The organism is Phyllobacterium sp. A18/5-2, from assembly GCF_025452215.1.
In the GTDB taxonomy this organism is placed as follows: domain Bacteria; phylum Pseudomonadota; class Alphaproteobacteria; order Rhizobiales; family Rhizobiaceae; genus Phyllobacterium; species Phyllobacterium sophorae.
In genome coordinates this window covers 2,515,349-2,530,820 of sequence record NZ_CP104966.1, presented here as the reverse complement: position 1 = coordinate 2,530,820, position 15,472 = coordinate 2,515,349, and the positions used below count along the sequence as shown (strand labels likewise).

Sequence of the window (15,472 nt, the reverse complement as noted above, 5' to 3'; positions counted from 1 at the left end):
AGGCCAGTGGTGGGCGGGAAGCCGCGAGACCGTGCATACCGGTCTCGGCATTGCGCGTGATTTGGTCTGATCACACGAAAACAGTATCGAAACCATTGCTCAGGCAATCTGCGATGTCTGCTGCACAAGTCCAAATAGCCAGGCCACTCCCCGGTCCATCAGGGCGGCGTTGGTCGCCACTGCGAGTATCTGGTCCGGCGGGCGCGATACGGGCGACTGGGTAATCTCAAGGTCGAAGCGTTTGGCATAGGTTTCCGCGAGCCGTTTCGGCAAGGCCGTCACGAAATCTGTTTCGCTCAGCATTGACATGGCCTGCATGAAGTTTGGCACCGTCAAAGCAACTCTGCGCGAGCGGCCGAGCGCAACGAGATAGTCGTCGAACATCCCGTGACTGTCGCCGGTGAGCGACACAACGATGTGCTGCATGTGGCAATAGCGATCCAAAGTGGGGTCGCGCGAATAGGGATGCCCGGCCCGCGTTGCGATCACGAAGGTCTCTTCGTACAGCGGCATCTTGGTGAAGCGGGCGGGCACAGTCGCCAACGGCACAATTGCAATATCGAGAGTTCCAGCTTCCAGTTCGTCAAGCACGGGCTCCCACGCACGTTGGGGTCCTCTTGCCCTGTTGGGCGGCAAGAGTTGTCTTGCGCCGAGGTCAATACCCGGTGCGGATCTCTGCAGCTCACTGAGCAACGGGGGCAGGAGTACCGCAGAAACACCATCTGGTGCGCCAATCGTAAAGCGCCGTCGAGATGTGCGCGCATCAAAGGTCTCGGCTGTCGATACAATATTTCCAATGCGTGCGAGAACGTCAGAGACCGGCTCCCGCAACTCCATCGCGCGCGCCGTGGGCACCATGCCTTTTGGTGTCCTGAGAAAGAGCGGATCGTTCAGAAGTCGCCTGAGCCGTTTCAATCCATGACTGACAGCTGAGGGCGAAAGATTAAGTTTCTCGGCAGCCCGCCCGACATGCTGCTCCTCCAGGACGATTGCAAAGAGGACCAGCAAATTGAGATCTACGCGGTTCAGATTAATTTCATTCAGCATATTGCTGAAATCATATCATTGGATTCAATACGGCGCATCTGAAATGTTGCGGATACGAATTTATGCCCAGCACATAGGAGGTTGAAATGTCCTGGAAGCATGAATGGGCCCCGCGCCTGAAAATGCCCGCCAGTTTGGAAACCTATCTCGAGATCGTTTCGCTCGCCGGCGGATTGCCGTTTGTCGCACCAGATCATGAACGGACCGGCGACAGCACAGACAGTGCCGGGCCGGCAAGAGTTGCGCTGGCGGAGAGTGAATCCGTCGTCGAATTCTGGCGTGCGGCAGGTCCCGGCCTTTGGTTCGCCAAAGACGATGATTTTGACCGCCGGTTCACCGATCGATGCCTCCATCTGCACAAAGCAGCAGCCCGCGGCGAATTCTCCCATTGGATTTCAACGCCGGCCGGAGCGCTGGCGTTGGCAATTCTCCTTGACCAGTTTCCGCGCAACGCCTTTCGGGGAACGCCGCGCATGTATGCGACTGACCCATTGGTGCGAGAGGTCGCCAGCGCCGCGATTGCAGCTGGTCACGATACGGGCGTCGATCCCAGCATGCGGCTTTTCCTGTACCTGCCCTTCGGTCACTCAGAAAATCTCGCCGATCAGTTGCTTTCGGTCGAACTTTGCAAACGGCTGGGCGAGCCGAACCTTTCGCATGCAAGGCGGCACTGCGACATCGTCAAGCGGTTTGGGCGCTTTCCGCATCGCAACCCGATATTGGGACGGACCATGACTGCCGAAGAGCAGCAATATCTGGATGAGGGCGGCTACCGGGGCTAGCGTTTGTACTACCGCCGCGACAGGCTCCCCAAAATCCCGCGCACCAGCGCCCGCCCCAGCGAACTTCCCACTGAACGCACAACCGACTTCATGGCCGCTTCGGCCACTGTCTGGCGGCCCCTTGGCTGGCCGCCTCGCGGACCTGGCTTGCCGCCGCCAAGTATATCGGGAAGGCTCCAGCCGCTGGTGCTGTCCGCTTCCTGAGCCTGCTCGGCAGCGGTATCGACTTTGGTTTGCGCCGCCTTTTTCTGCAAAAGCTCATAGGCGGATCTCGCGATCGATCATCTCGTCATAGAGGCCAGCGACGGGGCTGGCATTGATCAAGCCCTGGCGTTCGTCGCTGGTCAGCGGGCCGATGCGCCCTGCCGGCGGGCGCATCAATGTGCGCTGCACCATCGATGGTACGCCCTTGTCAGCCAGCGTCGACACCAGCGCCTCGCCGGTGGCGAGATTGGTGATGGCCTCGAACGTGTTGAAGTCCGGATTGGCGCGGAAGGTGTCGGCAGCGGTCTTCACTGCATTCTGCTCGCGTGGGGTATAGGCACGCAATGCATGCTGCAGCCGGTTGCCGAGCTGCGCCAGCACTGTCTCCGGCACGTCCAGCGGATTCTGCGAGATGAAAAATACGCCAACGCCTTTGGAGCGGATCAGGCGCACCACCTGTTCGACGCGGGTAAGCAGTGCCTTCGGCGCTTCGTTGAAAAGCAGATGCGCCTCATCGAAGAAGAAGACCAGGCGCGGCTTTTCCGGATCGCCGATTTCCGGCAGTTCCTCGAAGAGTTCCGACAGCAGCCACAGCAGGAAGGTCGAATAAAGCCGCGGGTTCATCATCAGCTTGTCGGCAGCAAGTACGCTGACCAGGCCGCGGCCATTCGTATCCGTGCGCATGATGTCGGCTATTTTGAGCGCTGGCTCACCGAAAAACTTGGTACCGCCCTGCTGTTCCAGTACCAGCAATGAACGCTGGATTGCGCCGACTGATGGCTTTGTGACATTGCCATAGCGCGCGGAGATTTCTTCGGCGCGCTCTGCAATGTTGACGAGCAGCGATTGCAAGTCCTTCATGTCAAGAAGCAGCAACCCCTCCTCATCGGCGATCTTGAAGGCGATGTTGAGAACGCCTTCCTGCGCTTCCGTCAGGTTCATCAGCCGCGACAGCAGCAGCGGCCCCATTTCGGAAATGGTCGCGCGGATCGGATGGCCCTGCTCGCCGAAAATGTCCCAGAAGATCACCGGCGAGGCGCTGAGCTCATAGGGGTCGAGCTTGATGTCGGCAGCGCGCTTGGTGAGGAAATCCTTCTCCTCGCCCTTGGCGCCGATGCCGGAAAGATCGCCTTTGATGTCGGCGCAAAACACCGGAACGCCGGCTTTCGAGAAGCCTTCCGCCAGAACCTGCAGCGTCACTGTCTTGCCCGTGCCAGTTGCGCCGGTCACCAGACCGTGCCGATTGCCGAATTTCAGCAGCAGCTGTTCGGCCTGTTGGTAAGTGTCATCGGGCTTTCGGCTTGCACCAAGGAAAATACTGTCATCGGCCATGTCGTCTTGTCCTCGTCCCGTCGGTGTCACTCTATCCACGGTATAAACAGCCAATCCTCAGGCGACAATGGCCTAGGATTTTTACGTGTCCGGAAAATTGCGGATGGTCGGCGGAATTCTGAGATCAACTCGAACCGAAATGCAGGACTTTGGCGCCAGCGAAGCGGTTCCCGCGCAAAAAACACCGAATCTGGCCGATGAATTTCACTCATTCGTTGCATTCTGGTTGCCCACGGTTGAGAGGTACAAAATGAGATTGACTCAAGAGCTTGTGCGGAAGAATATTCCCGCATATTACGTAAACGTAATTCATGATTGACGGGAGATTACATCCATGGACGAACTCATCGCGCGCATTTCCGCCAACGTCGGCACCGATCCGGCTACTGCCGCCAAGGCCGTTGGGCTGATTCTGGCATTCCTGCAGAAAGAAGCTCCTGCAGACAAGGTTGACCAGCTCATTGCCGCTTTCCCCGGCGCGGAAGCTGCCATCGCCGAAGCAAAAGGCAGTGGAGGCCTCCTTTCCGGCCTGATGCCTGGCGTCATGGGTCTCGGTTCCAAGCTGATGGGCATTGGCCTCGGCATGGGCGAAATCACCGGGATTTCCAAGGAAACCATTGCTTTTGCTCGTGAAAAGGCCGGTTCCGGTCCGGTCGACGAGGTGGTGAATTCCATTCCTGGCCTCAGCCAGTTCGTCTGATCGAACCACATCCCCATGATTGAAAGCGCGCGCCTCACGGCGCGCGTTTTGCATTTCAAGTCCGGTTGATCGAGACGCCGCCATCGACCAGCATGGCAGATCCGGTCGTGAAGCTTGCTGCATCGGAAGCAAGATAGAGCACCGAGCGTGCGATCTCCTCAGGGGCCGCACGCCGCTTAAGTGCATGCAATCCCTCGACAAAGGCGAGCTTTTCGGGCGTATCGACCCAGGCTTCCGCCATGGCCGTCGCTGTGCCGCCGGGCAAGATGGCATTGACTCTGATGCCTTGCGGGCCGAGCTCGGCGGCAAGTGTCTTCATCAGTCCGATCACTCCCGCCTTGCTCGCGGCATAGGCGGCTGTGCCCGGCATTCCCACCGTATGGCCAACAAAAGTCGAGGTAAAGATCAGCGATCCGCCACCTCGCCTTTGCATCGCCGGTATCTGATACTTCGCACCAAGGAAAGCGCCGGTCAGATTGACGTCCAGAGCCTCGCGCCAGCCTTCGATCGAGACCCCCGATGTTGGTCCCATTTCGCCATTGGCACCGGCATTGTTGAAGGCGATATCAAGGCCGCCAAACCGGCTCTCCGCCAGTTCCACCAGCGATTTGGCATAGGCCTCGTCCCTGACATCGCCAGCCAGTGCCGCTGCTTTCCCGCCATCTGACTCAATCAGCGTCACCAGTTTTTCGAGCTCGCTTTGACGCCGTGCGCCGACAATCACATTTGCGCCTTCGCTGGCAAAAAGCCGTGCCGTTTCGTAGCCAATGCCCGAACTCGCTCCAGTGACGATCGCGGTCTTTTCCTTGAGGATGTCCATTTTCTTAGCCTTTCAGGTTCCCGTTCGACAACAGAAATTTCACACCTCATTGGGCCCGGCCACCCGAAACCTGCACTCTCAGAATCGCTGACGATAGACCTCGCAGAAACGCCCACGTTTTCAATATGTTGCGCCAGCGGCACTTTTGCTTTGTTGCGAAGCAGCATGACTCCCCCTAAAGTCGGGCGCAAAAATACGGCGACGGGGAGAAAGCATGGACGCGTCACTGCTCAAGGAAACTGAATTTGCGGCGATTGACCGGGAGGCTTGGGTCAAACTTGCGCAAAAAGCCCTTAAAGGCGCGGATTTCGACAAAACCCTGATTTCCAGATCTGATGACGATATCGCCATAGAGCCGCTCTATGAGCGCTGCCGCAAACCGCAACTGACACCGCGAAAGAATCCGTCGCAGCCTTGGCATATCGTCCAGCGAGATCGACGATCCGGATCCGGTTCGAGCCAACAGGCAGCTGCTGGAAGACCTCGAAAACGGCGCCACCGGCATCGCGCTGGTGTTTGAAGGGGCGCCCAACGCCTTCGGCTACGGCTTGCCCTCGACACGCGAGGCTGTCGACAAGGTGCTTTATGGCGTGCACCTCGACATGATCCATTTGCGAATGGATGTGCATCCGAAGAGCCGCGCTTGTGCCGACTGGTTCGTCGACTACATGCGGCCACGCGATGTCAATCCAAAGACGCTCAGCTTCTCGTTGGGCATCGATCCCGCCGCCACTCTCGCGGGAACCGGACGCCTGCGCATGACCCTTGCGGCGCTCAAAGCCTCGCTGCCGCAATCGCTTTCGGGCTTTTTCTCATCCGATCTGCCGGGCATCGTGCTCGAGGCGGATGGCCGTGTCTATCACAATGCCGGCGCGACCGAGGCGCAAGAACTTGGCGCAGTGCTGTCCATCGCCGCCGGTCACTTCCGCCTTTTTGAAGAGGCGCGCCAGCCTATCGTCTATGCTGCCCCGCACATCGGGTTCGCACTTGCAGTCGATCAGGATCAGTTCCTTTCCATCGCCAAAGTCCGGGCATTGCGGCGGCTATGGGCCAGATTACAGGAGGCATGCGGCGCCCGCCCTTCGCGTGCGACCATCCATGCGGAAACTTCCTACCGGATGATGACGAAGCTGGATCCAGAGACAAATATATTGCGCACGACGATTGCGGCCTTTGCCGCGGCCGTCGGCGGGGCGGATTCGATTGCGATCCTGCCGCATACGGTTGCTCATGGGTTGCCGGACGCGTTTGCGCGGCGCCTCGCCCGCAACACCCAGCTCGTCCTGGCCGACGAAAGCAATCTGGCGTTCGTGGCAGATCCGGCCTGTGGCTCGGGGGCGGTCGAAAGCCTGACGGAAAAGCTTTGCGAGGCTGCATGGAAAGAGTTTCAGGCGCTTGAGCGCGATGGCGGCATTTTGCAGAGCCTGGTCGATGGCAAGTTTCAAGGGCGCATCGTCGAAGCCCGGCATGCGCGCACGAAAGAATACAATTCCGGTAAACGGGCGGTGATCGGCACCACACTCTTTCCGGCAAAACAGGAGCGGCCGGTCACCGTGCTCGATGCACCGCACATGCCCTTGCCGACCGACGGCGTGGTTCATTGCGAACCGCTAACCTTTCCGCGCATCGACGAAACATTGCAGGCCTCTGAATAAAATGAGAATTCCGGATTTCACCAAGCTCGATTGGCAAGAGCCAAAGACGCTGGCTCCCAAGCCCGTGGCCGCCATTTGGAAGACGCCAGAAGGCATCAAGGTCAAGCGCGCCTATGGCGAGGCAGCGCTTCGGGGCCTGCAGCACCTCGACACATTTCCAGGCGCCGCGCCTTTCATCCGCGGGCCCTACCCCACCATGTATGTGCAGCAGCCGTGGACGGTCCGGCAATATGCCGGATTTTCGACGGCCGAGGAATCCAACGCCTTCTATCGCCGCAATCTTGGCGGGGGCCAGAAAGGCCTGTCGGTGGCGTTCGATCTTGCCACGCATCGCGGATATGACAGCGACCATCCGCGCGTAGCCGGCGACGTCGGCATGGCGGGTGTCGCCATCGATTCCATTCTGGATATGCAGCAATTGTTCGACGGTATCCCTCTCGGGGAGATGACCGTATCAATGACCATGAATGGCGCCGTGCTGCCTATTCTCGCGCTCTATATCGTTGCAGCGGAAGAACAGGGCGTTGCCCAAAAGCACCTCGCAGGCACCATTCAGAATGATATTCTGAAAGAGTTCATGGTGCGCAACACCTATATCTACCCGCCGCAGCCCTCTATGCGCATCGTCTCGGACATCTTTTCCTACACGTCAGAAAACATGCCGAAATTCAATTCGATTTCGATTTCCGGTTACCATATGCAGGAGGCAGGTGCGACGGCTGATCTCGAGCTTGCCTACACCATCGCCGACGGCATTGAATATGCGCGGGCCGGTGTGGCTGCCGGTCAGGACATCGACACATTTGCGCCGCGCCTCTCCTTCTTCTGGGCAATCGGCATGAATTTCTTCATGGAAGTCGCCAAGCTGCGCGCGGCGCGTCTGCTCTGGGCGGCCCTGATGAAAAAGAACTTCAATCCGAAGGATGAGCGTTCGCTTTCGCTGCGCACCCATTCGCAAACGTCGGGCTGGTCGCTCACAGCACAAGACCCATACAACAACGTCATGCGCACCATGATCGAGGCCATGGCGTCGACGCAGGGCCATACCCAGTCACTGCACACCAACTCCTTCGACGAGGCGCTGGCGCTGCCGACCGATCATTCGGCGCGCATCGCCCGCAACACGCAGCTGGTCCTGCAAAAGGAATCCGGCACGACGCGCATCATCGACCCGTGGGGCGGTTCGGCCTATGTCGAGCGCCTGACCCACGATCTTGCGGCACGCGCCCTCTCCCATATCGAGGAGATAGAAGCGCTGGGAGGCATGGCCAAGGCCATCGAACAGGGCATCCCGAAGATGCGCATCGAGGCGGCGGCAGCCCGCACGCAAGCCCGCATCGACAGCGGCCAGCAACCGGTCATCGGCGTCAATTCCTTCCGCCCGGCTGAGGACATGGAAGTCGATGTGCTGAAGGTCGACAATGCCGAGGTGCGAGCCCGCCAGCTTTCCAAGCTGCAGCAGCTGAAAGGCACGCGCGATGTCGCCGCCGTCGATACGGCGCTTTCAGCACTGACCACGGCAGCGAAGACAGGAACCGGCAACCTGCTCGACTTCGCTATTCGCGCGGCGCGGGCACGGGCAACGGTCGGCGAAATCTCGCTGGCGCTGGAAAAGGCCTATGGGCGTCACGTTGCCGAGATCCACACGATTTCGGGAGTCTATCGCAAGGAGGTTGGAAAGAGCGAGGTTATCGACCGCGTGCAGGCCAAGGCGGCGGCTTTTGAAAAGCGCACCGGAGAAAAACCACGCATACTCGTCGCCAAGATGGGCCAGGACGGACATGATCGCGGTCAGAAGGTCATCGCCACCGCCTTTGGCGACCTCGGTTTTGAAGTCATAGTCGGTGCCATGTTCCAGACGCCCGACGAAGTCGCGGAACTTGCTGCCGACAGTAATGTGCGCATAGTCGGTGTCTCTTCGCTGGCGGCGGGTCATCTGACGCTCGTGCCGGAACTGAAGGAAGCGCTGAAGCGGCGGGAGCGCGACGATATTCTCATCATCGTTGGCGGTGTGATCCCGCCCCAGGATTTCGACGCAGTTCTCAAGGCAGGCGCCACTGCGATCTTCCCGCCTGGCACAGTCATTGGCGAGGCAGCCGAGAAACTGATCGATACTTTGCTGGATCTCGCTTTGAAATGATTTATGTCTACACCCTGGAAGACGATTTCCTGATGCCAAGCGCCGCCTTGGCCGGCGCGGAGCTGCCGCCGAATGCGGTCTGGATCGATCTGATCAATCCGACGCATGAGGAAGACGTCCAGACCGAAGCGTGGACCAACGCCGCCATACCAACCCACGAGGACATGATCGAGATCGAGGAATCGAGCCGCTTTTATGCGGAGAACGGCGCGCAATACCTGACAGCTTCGATCCTGCATTCCACTGAAATGAAACATCACGGCATCGCGCCGGTATCGTTCATTCTTATAGGAAAGCGGCTTGTAACCGTCCGCTATACTGAACCAAAGGCGTTCAGCCTGTTCATCGGCCGCGCGACCAAGCCGGGAAACGGGCTGATTTCACCCAAGTGCAGCGGGATCACCATCCTGCTTGGCCTTGTCGAAGCCGTGACCGATCGCATCGCCGATATTCTTGAGGGCGTTGCCGGTGACATCGATGTGAATTCCCATGCGATCTTCCGGCGGTCCGAGAACGACAAGCCGATGACCACGAAGAATTTCAGGGACAGCCTCAACAACATCGGTATCCAGGGGGCTTTTCTGTCCAAGATTCGTGAAAGTATCGCCGGAGTCAGTCGCCTGCTCGTCTATACGGCAGCTATTCCCGACGAGAACGTCAAGAAAGACGCACGGGCCTGGATCAAGTCGCTGGAGCGCGATACGCAGTCGCTCAGCACCTATGTCGACTTCCTGTCCAACAAGGTCACGTTCCTGCTGGACACGGTGGTCGGCCTGATCTCGATCGAGCAGAACGCGATCATCAAGATCTTCTCGGTTGCGGCCGTTGCCTTCATGCCGCCAACGCTGGTTGCATCGATCTACGGCATGAACTTCCATTTCATGCCCGAACTCGACGAGGTCTGGGGCTACCCGATGGCAATCGGCCTGATGATCGCTTCGGCAGTTATCCCGCTGCTGATCTTCCGCAGAAAGGGCTGGTTGTAAGAAGCGGCCCTATCGTAAATACTCCCGCTAATTCTTTGCTTGATTAGCGCCTGACGCTAATGTTATAAGCCTCGTTATAACTTTGGAGTTACGGCCATGAAGGTAACACTACGCAAGATCGGCAATTCGGAAGGTGTCATCCTGCCCAAGGATGTGCTTGACCGGCACAATCTGAAAGCAGGCGATCAGCTTGAAGTGATCGACACCGCCGACGGGTTCACGCTGAAGCCGACTGACGATTCTTTCGAACGTCAGATGAAAGCGGCACGCAGTATGATGGACAAGTACAAAACCGTTTTTCAAAAGCTCGCTGAATGAGTTGGGAATTTCTTTCCCGCTTATCCGTAGAAGCAATGCACGCGGAACAATTGCATCGCCATGGTGGTGCTCACGGCTTGAGGGATGAAAATGCCCTCGAGATCGGCATTGGCGCGTGCCGAAAACAAATCTCATTATGGCGACCCGGATATAGCCGAACTGGCCGGAGCCTACATGTTCGGGCTTGCACGAAATCACCCCTTTGTTGATGGAAACAAGCGTGCGGCGCTTGCTTCAGCACTCGCCTTCCTCGTTGTCAACGGTTACATGCCAACTGCTGACCATGGCACACTCTACTCGTTTGTCATGAGCGTTGCTTCGGGCGAAATCGACGAGACAGGTGCGGCGGCATTTTTCCGCGATCACATCGAACTGATCTGAAAAATTCTGTGATTTGAATCGGTTACGCGCAGGCGCTCCCAGAGGGATTCAACCTCAAGGTGCAGCGTTGATCGCAGTAATTTCCCACTCGTGATCGTTGAGCTCGAACGTATCGCCAACGGCCTTGCCGAACATCATCTTCGCCATGGGTGAAACATGTGAAATCTTGCCATGACTGGCATCCACTTCATCCTCGCCGACGATTGCCCAGGTCTGCGTCTTGCCATTGCCGTCGGTGATCGTCACGCTCATGCCAAACCGCACCACGTCGCTGTGCGGATCCGGGTGTGAGATTTCCGCTGTTTCCCGCCGTGCGGTCCAGTAGCGTAAATCGCGCGAGGCGCGGGCAATCAGCTCGCGATCGGCCTCGGCATTGCCCTTGGCCAAAGCCTCATGCAGTGCGGCTATCTCGGCGTCGATCAGTGCAAGTCCATGCTCGGTGACCAGATTACGATGCGGACTGACCGGTCGTTCCCCGAGGTCAATCGAGGAATTGCTGTCATCTTGCTTGGTAAATGCGCCGCTCATGAGTCCAAGGTAGGTCTTGCTAGCCCCAACAGCAAGTGTAATCCTTCGGTCTAGGGACTAGTACGTATTAATATGCATACTAGAGGTCCCGACCCAGCCAGCCTGCCCCTCGTGCAATCCCGGATAAATCAAATGATAAACCGACGTCTTGTCCTTGCAGGTCTGGCCGGGCTCGCCAGCGGAAGCACCCTACCTCGTTTCGCGCAGGCGCAAATGGCAGCGGCAACGGGGATGATAAATGCTGTTGAGTTCGGCCTGCAGCCCGGATCGCCGGACGATCAGACCGCCAAGTTCAATGCACTGCTGACCAAGGCAAGTGCTGCGGGCGAGCAGATTTTCCTTCCGCCGGGGACTTATATCGCATCCGGCCTCCAGTTTCCGGCCTATGTCAATCTCGCTGGTATGTCAGGAAAATCACGTATCGTTTTCGGCGGCAGGAATGGCTTGATAAGCGCGAATGGCGCCGATCATGTTCAACTCAGCGGTTTGCTTATCGATGGTGACGACAGGTGGTTGAGTGAGAGCGTGCGCGGACTCGTTGAGCTCAGCAATGTCGGCTATCTCGTGCTTGACGACTGCCAGATCATCGGGGCACGAAAAAATGCCGTGGACCTTTTCAAATGCGGTGGAAGGATAGAGCGGACGCGTATTTCCGGCGCCACCGACGCCGCTATCTTTGCGGCGGATTCGACGGGGCTGCGGATCACGCAAAATGAAATCAGTGATTGCGGCAATGGCGGCATTCTCGTTCAGCGCTATGAGCAAGGCCGCGACAGTACGATCATAGTGGGAAACCGTGTTGAAAAGATCCGGGCGGATGCTGGTGGTACGGGTCAGAACGGCAATGCGATCAATGTCTTCCGGGCCGACAATGTCATCGTGTCCAACAATGTCATCAACGATAGCGCCTTCACGGCGATCCGCGGCAACAGTGCAAGCAATCTGCAGATCACCGGCAACAATTGCACAGCAAGCGGCGAAACCGCCATCTATTCCGAATTTGCGTTTGAAGGCGCGGTGATCGCGAACAATTTGGTCGATGGCGCCAGCAATGGCATATCCATGGTCAATTTCGACAGCGGCGGCCGCATGGGTACGTGCAGCGGCAATGTCGTCAGAAATCTCTCAACCAGGGGACCCTATCCGGGTACCTTCGGTATCGGCATCGCCGTCGAGGCAGATATATCGGTCACAGGCAACGTTATTGAAAGCGCACCGCTTTATGGCATTCAGCTTGGCTGGGGCACCTATATGCGCAATGTCATCGCCACCGGTAATATTGTTCGCGCATCGGGCGAAGGGATATATGTCAGCGTCGTCAAAGGCGCTGGCTCTGCCATCATAAGCGACAACATCATCCAAGACGCCAAGAATGGCGGCATTGTCGGTCACAGTTGGGCCGATATCACCGTCAAGGATCTGACCCGGAAAGGCGCGTCCGACTACCCCAATTTGATCCTTGAGCGGAATGTTGTCAGTTGATGTCCGCGTCGGTCAGCGTCTCTGCCGGACTGATCACACCGTAGGTAATGCCATTCCAGTTGCGCATCTCACGATCGGCAAACCGGTCAAGTTTCGATTCCAGCTCCGGCTCGTTGCGGAAAATACGCGCCAGAACTGTCGCAATGATCGCCTCGGACGCACGTGCCGTGCCATCATCGCATTTGACGGCGATGCCCAGCCCGAGTTCCGGCAGCGCCCCGACAAAAACGCCTTCCGCCCCCGTCTTCACGAATATCCGCCCCGGCGCCATCTCCATCAGTTCCGTGCAGGCCCGGTGCGTGCCTGCCACATAGAACGGCGCCGCCATCGTGGCATCCAGCAACCGCCGCGCCGCCGCGGCGCGTATGGGCTCGAGCCCGGAACCAGTCGCCATGCGAGCAAAGCCGTGTGCCAGGTTTCTCAGCGGAATGGCATATGTCGGAATGGAACAGCCGTCGGTGCCACAATGATCCAGCGTATGGGCGGCACCCGTCACCGCTTCCATCGCATCGCGTACCATATCCTGCTCGGGCGAACCGAGTGCCGAATAGCCCCGCGTTTCAATGCCGAGATGCCGGCACGTGCACAGAAAGCCCGCATGCTTGCCGGAGCAGTTATTGTGCAGCGCTGTCGGTGTCTCGCCGCTTTGTGCAAGCGCTATGAGAACCGGCTGCTGGTATGGCCAGTGCGCCCCGCATTCGAGCGCTGAAACATCGAGGCCGGCACGGCCCAGCATGTCGGCGGCCTTGCGCACATGCTCGGGCTCGCCTGAGTGCGAAGCGCAGGCCATGGCCAGTTCCTCATTGCCGAAGCCATAGGCATCCGCCGCGCCGCTTTCGACCAGCGGCAGCGCCTGGATGGCCTTGATCGCCGAACGCGGAAAGGTCGGGCGTTCAATATCGCCGAGCGAGAAGACGATCTTGCCGTCGCCGTCCGTTACAATCACCGAACCGCGATGACGGCTTTCGACCGTCTCGCCTCTAAAAACTTCAACCAGAACCGGATTGCTCATGATACCCAACTTTTCCCACGAATTTGGCTGAAATCAGCCGGAATTGCTGCTCTTATAGGATGGTCTGCCTGCCTTTCCAATGGAGAAACTTCTTGATCAGTTTGTTGACCCGGCTGGCGCTGGCAATCCTCGTGCTCTTCATTGTCCCTTCGCTGGCTGCGGCCGGATGGTGGATGACCCAGCATCATGCTGACAACTGGCGTGCAGCCGATTGGAGCTCCAGCGGCGTGTTACCTTCCAGGCTGGAGGCCAGCGACGCGTCAATCTATATTCTGGCCGCCCGTACAGGCGGCTTGAAGGGGGCACTTTCGTTGCATTCCTGGCTGGTGGTAAAACGTCCCGGAACAATCAGCTACGACCGTTATGACGTCGTCGGCTGGGGTACGCCGGTGCGCAAGAACGCTTACGATGCCGATGGGCGATGGTACTCCAATACACCTTCCATCGTGCATGAGATCCATGGCACCGGGGCGCGAGGGCTGATCCCGAAGATCGAAGCTGCCATCAGGCAATACCCCTATGCGAGGCCCGGTAGCTACGTGCTATGGCCGGGCCCGAACTCAAACAGTTTCGTCGCACACGTCCTGCGCTCGGTTCCGGAAATCGGCGTCGTATTGCCATCCAACGCGGTTGGCCGTGATTTCCCGACCGATGGCAGGCTGTTTGCCATCGATGATGACTGGCGGAATTTCCGTGCGACGCTCTTCGGCTATATCGGCTTTGCCGCTGGCGCACGCAGCGGATCTCGAAATTAATTTCATGGGCTTGGTTGCCGGGTTTGATATTCTGAATCCGGGACTTAAAGTGCCCGGATTCGGCAGGATCGGCATTTGGCGGTAGCGCCTACTTGATCCGCTCAAGCACCGACACGTAGTTCGCAACCGCTGCGCCGCCCATGTTGAAGATGCCCGCAAGTCTTGCATCGGGGACTTGAATGCCGCCGGCTTCGCCTGTCAGTTGCATCGACGACAGCACGTGCATGGATACGCCGCTGGCGCCGATCGGATGCCCCTTGGCCTTGAGGCCACCGGAAGGGTTGACCGGCAGGCGGCCGCCCATGGCGGTCTGGCCTTCCATTGCAATCTTGGCGCCCTCACCCGGTTTCGCCAGCCCCATCGCCTCATACTCGATCAGTTCGGCAATGGTGAAGCAGTCATGGGTCTCGACGAATGAAAGGTCGTCGATAGTCACGCCCGCCTGATTCAGCGCGCGCTTCCAGCCCTCGGCGCAACCTTCGAAAGCCAGGATATCGCGCTTGGAGATTGGCAGGAAATCCTGAACGTGCTGCGCGGCGCGAAATGCCACTGCTCGCTTCATCTTCAGCGCCGTCTGTGTGTCGGTCAGCACCAGCGCGGCGGCGCCATCGGATACCAGCGAGCAGTCCGTGCGTTTCAATGGTCCGGCGACGAAGGGGTTCTTCTCGCTTTCCTGGCGGCAGAATTCGTAACCCAGATCCTTGCGCATCTGCGCATAGGGATTGCCCACGCCATTCTTGTGGTTCTTGGCGGCAATCATTGCCAGCGCATCCGACTGATCGCCATACTTCTGGAAATAGGCGGCGGCGATCTGGCCGAACACTCCGGCAAATCCGGCAGGGATGTCGCCCTCTTCCGGCAGGTAGGACGCCTTCAAGAGATTCTTGCCGATTTCCGGACCGGGCGTCGATGTCATTTTCTCGACGCCGACGACAAGCACAACTTTCGCAGCACCGGCGCGAATGGTCTTGATGCCCTGATGCACGGCTGCCGAGCCGGTCGCGCACGCGTTTTCAACACGCGTCGCCGGCTTGAAGCGGAACGCATCACTTGCCTGAAGCACAAGGCTGGCAGTGAAATCCTGCGGCGAGAACCCGGCATTGAAATGACCAAGCACGATCTCGTCAACGTCTTCAGGGCCAATGCCAGCATGGTCCAGCGCTCCAAGGGCGGCCTTGACGATCAGGCTTTCGACAGTTTCGCCTTCGAGTTTTCCGAACGGCAGATGCGACCATCCAACGATACAGGCTGTCATCTCTTTCCTCCACAAATGTCTTGTCTTTGACCTAACCATGAACCGCCAGCCATTCAAGGTAAAGCCCGCAATATC

11 protein-coding genes and 4 pseudogenes are annotated in these 15,472 nt (G+C 58.4%); 9 read left to right on the top strand and 6 right to left on the bottom strand.

Translation table 11 applies throughout. The features are described from left to right. Nucleotides 1–99: 99 nt before the first annotated feature. Complete coding sequence (locus N8E89_RS12530; protein WP_106666499.1) at nt 100–1,047, bottom strand: LysR family transcriptional regulator; 948 nt, start codon at nt 1,045–1,047, stop codon at nt 100–102. A gap of 86 nt (nt 1,048–1,133) precedes the next feature. Here N8E89_RS12530 and N8E89_RS12525 point away from each other — a divergent pair, with 86 nt between their 5' ends. Beyond that, nucleotides 1,134–1,829: a DUF924 family protein gene (locus N8E89_RS12525; protein WP_245448963.1), complete on the top strand. Its 696-nt coding sequence runs from the start codon at nt 1,134–1,136 to the stop codon at nt 1,827–1,829. 8 nt (nt 1,830–1,837) lie between these two features. Here the strand turns inward: N8E89_RS12525 and N8E89_RS12520 are convergent. Next, nucleotides 1,838–3,365: pseudogene (locus N8E89_RS12520) on the bottom strand (helicase HerA-like C-terminal domain-containing protein). 334 nt (nt 3,366–3,699) lie between these two features. On the opposite strand from N8E89_RS12520, the gene N8E89_RS12515 reads away from it, so the two are divergent. Further along, on the top strand, nt 3,700–4,065 hold the full coding sequence (locus tag N8E89_RS12515; RefSeq protein ID WP_106666496.1) for a DUF2267 domain-containing protein: 366 nt from the start codon (nt 3,700–3,702) through the stop codon (nt 4,063–4,065). A 55-nt stretch (nt 4,066–4,120) separates the two neighbouring features. Here the strand turns inward: N8E89_RS12515 and N8E89_RS12510 are convergent, their stop codons facing one another. Further along, on the bottom strand, nt 4,121–4,885 hold the full coding sequence (locus N8E89_RS12510; protein WP_106666495.1) for an SDR family oxidoreductase: 765 nt from the start codon (nt 4,883–4,885) through the stop codon (nt 4,121–4,123). Between the two features lie 214 nt (nt 4,886–5,099). On the opposite strand from N8E89_RS12510, the pseudogene N8E89_RS12505 reads away from it, so the two are divergent. The 5 genes and pseudogenes from N8E89_RS12505 (at nt 5,100) to N8E89_RS12485 (ending at nt 10,365) form a co-directional block, all read left to right on the top strand. Beyond that, nucleotides 5,100–6,540 (top strand): annotated as a pseudogene (locus tag N8E89_RS12505) (methylmalonyl-CoA mutase subunit beta). A 1-nt stretch (nt 6,541) separates the two neighbouring features. Beyond that, nucleotides 6,542–8,680 (top strand): methylmalonyl-CoA mutase, encoded by a 2,139-nt coding sequence (scpA, locus tag N8E89_RS12500; protein WP_262260056.1) that lies wholly within the window; start codon nt 6,542–6,544, stop codon nt 8,678–8,680. Further along, on the top strand, nt 8,677–9,666 hold the full coding sequence (locus N8E89_RS12495) for a magnesium transporter CorA family protein (protein WP_106666492.1): 990 nt from the start codon (nt 8,677–8,679) through the stop codon (nt 9,664–9,666). Before scpA ends, N8E89_RS12495 begins: the two co-directional genes overlap by 4 nt. Before the next feature lie 96 nt (nt 9,667–9,762). Next, complete coding sequence (locus N8E89_RS12490; RefSeq protein ID WP_106666491.1) at nt 9,763–9,984, top strand: AbrB/MazE/SpoVT family DNA-binding domain-containing protein; 222 nt, start codon at nt 9,763–9,765, stop codon at nt 9,982–9,984. Then, nucleotides 9,981–10,365: pseudogene (locus N8E89_RS12485) on the top strand (type II toxin-antitoxin system death-on-curing family toxin). Before N8E89_RS12490 ends, N8E89_RS12485 begins: the two are co-directional and overlap by 4 nt. A 54-nt stretch (nt 10,366–10,419) precedes the next feature. Here N8E89_RS12485 and greA read toward each other — a convergent pair. Then, nucleotides 10,420–10,893 carry a transcription elongation factor GreA gene (gene greA, locus N8E89_RS12480; protein WP_106666489.1) on the bottom strand — a complete coding sequence of 158 codons (474 nt, stop codon included), beginning with the start codon at nt 10,891–10,893 and terminating at the stop codon, nt 10,420–10,422. 132 nt (nt 10,894–11,025) lie between these two features. Between greA and N8E89_RS12475 the strand changes: the two genes are divergently transcribed. Then, nucleotides 11,026–12,375 carry a TIGR03808 family TAT-translocated repetitive protein gene (locus N8E89_RS12475; RefSeq protein WP_106666488.1) on the top strand — a complete coding sequence of 450 codons (1,350 nt, stop codon included), beginning with the start codon at nt 11,026–11,028 and terminating at the stop codon, nt 12,373–12,375. On the opposite strand, the gene N8E89_RS12470 is transcribed toward N8E89_RS12475, so the two are convergent. Then, entirely contained in the window at nt 12,368–13,390 is a 1,023-nt protein-coding gene (locus tag N8E89_RS12470) for an asparaginase (protein WP_106666534.1), read from the bottom strand. The two genes, N8E89_RS12475 and N8E89_RS12470, sit on opposite strands and share 8 nt — an antisense overlap. Before the next feature lie 92 nt (nt 13,391–13,482). Between N8E89_RS12470 and N8E89_RS12465 the strand changes: the two are divergent. Next, a pseudogene (locus N8E89_RS12465) lies at nt 13,483–14,227 on the top strand (DUF3750 domain-containing protein). A 3-nt stretch (nt 14,228–14,230) separates the two neighbouring features. On the opposite strand, the gene N8E89_RS12460 reads toward N8E89_RS12465, so the two are convergent. Beyond that, entirely contained in the window at nt 14,231–15,397 is a 1,167-nt protein-coding gene (locus tag N8E89_RS12460) for an acetyl-CoA acetyltransferase (protein ID WP_106666486.1), read from the bottom strand. Between the last annotated feature and the right edge of the window lie 75 nt (nt 15,398–15,472).

Coding starts and splice junctions, on each gene's coding strand:
- N8E89_RS12530 (WP_106666499.1), bottom strand. CDS start 1,047: ATGCTGAATGAAATTAATCTGAACCGCGTAGATCTCAATTTGCTGGTC.
- N8E89_RS12525 (WP_245448963.1), top strand. CDS start 1,134: ATGTCCTGGAAGCATGAATGGGCCCCGCGCCTGAAAATGCCCGCCAGT.
- N8E89_RS12515 (WP_106666496.1), top strand. CDS start 3,700: ATGGACGAACTCATCGCGCGCATTTCCGCCAACGTCGGCACCGATCCG.
- N8E89_RS12510 (WP_106666495.1), bottom strand. CDS start 4,885: ATGGACATCCTCAAGGAAAAGACCGCGATCGTCACTGGAGCGAGTTCG.
- scpA (WP_262260056.1), top strand. CDS start 6,542: ATGAGAATTCCGGATTTCACCAAGCTCGATTGGCAAGAGCCAAAGACG.
- N8E89_RS12495 (WP_106666492.1), top strand. CDS start 8,677: ATGATTTATGTCTACACCCTGGAAGACGATTTCCTGATGCCAAGCGCC.
- N8E89_RS12490 (WP_106666491.1), top strand. CDS start 9,763: ATGAAGGTAACACTACGCAAGATCGGCAATTCGGAAGGTGTCATCCTG.
- greA (WP_106666489.1), bottom strand. CDS start 10,893: ATGAGCGGCGCATTTACCAAGCAAGATGACAGCAATTCCTCGATTGAC.
- N8E89_RS12475 (WP_106666488.1), top strand. CDS start 11,026: ATGATAAACCGACGTCTTGTCCTTGCAGGTCTGGCCGGGCTCGCCAGC.
- N8E89_RS12460 (WP_106666486.1), bottom strand. CDS start 15,397: ATGACAGCCTGTATCGTTGGATGGTCGCATCTGCCGTTCGGAAAACTC.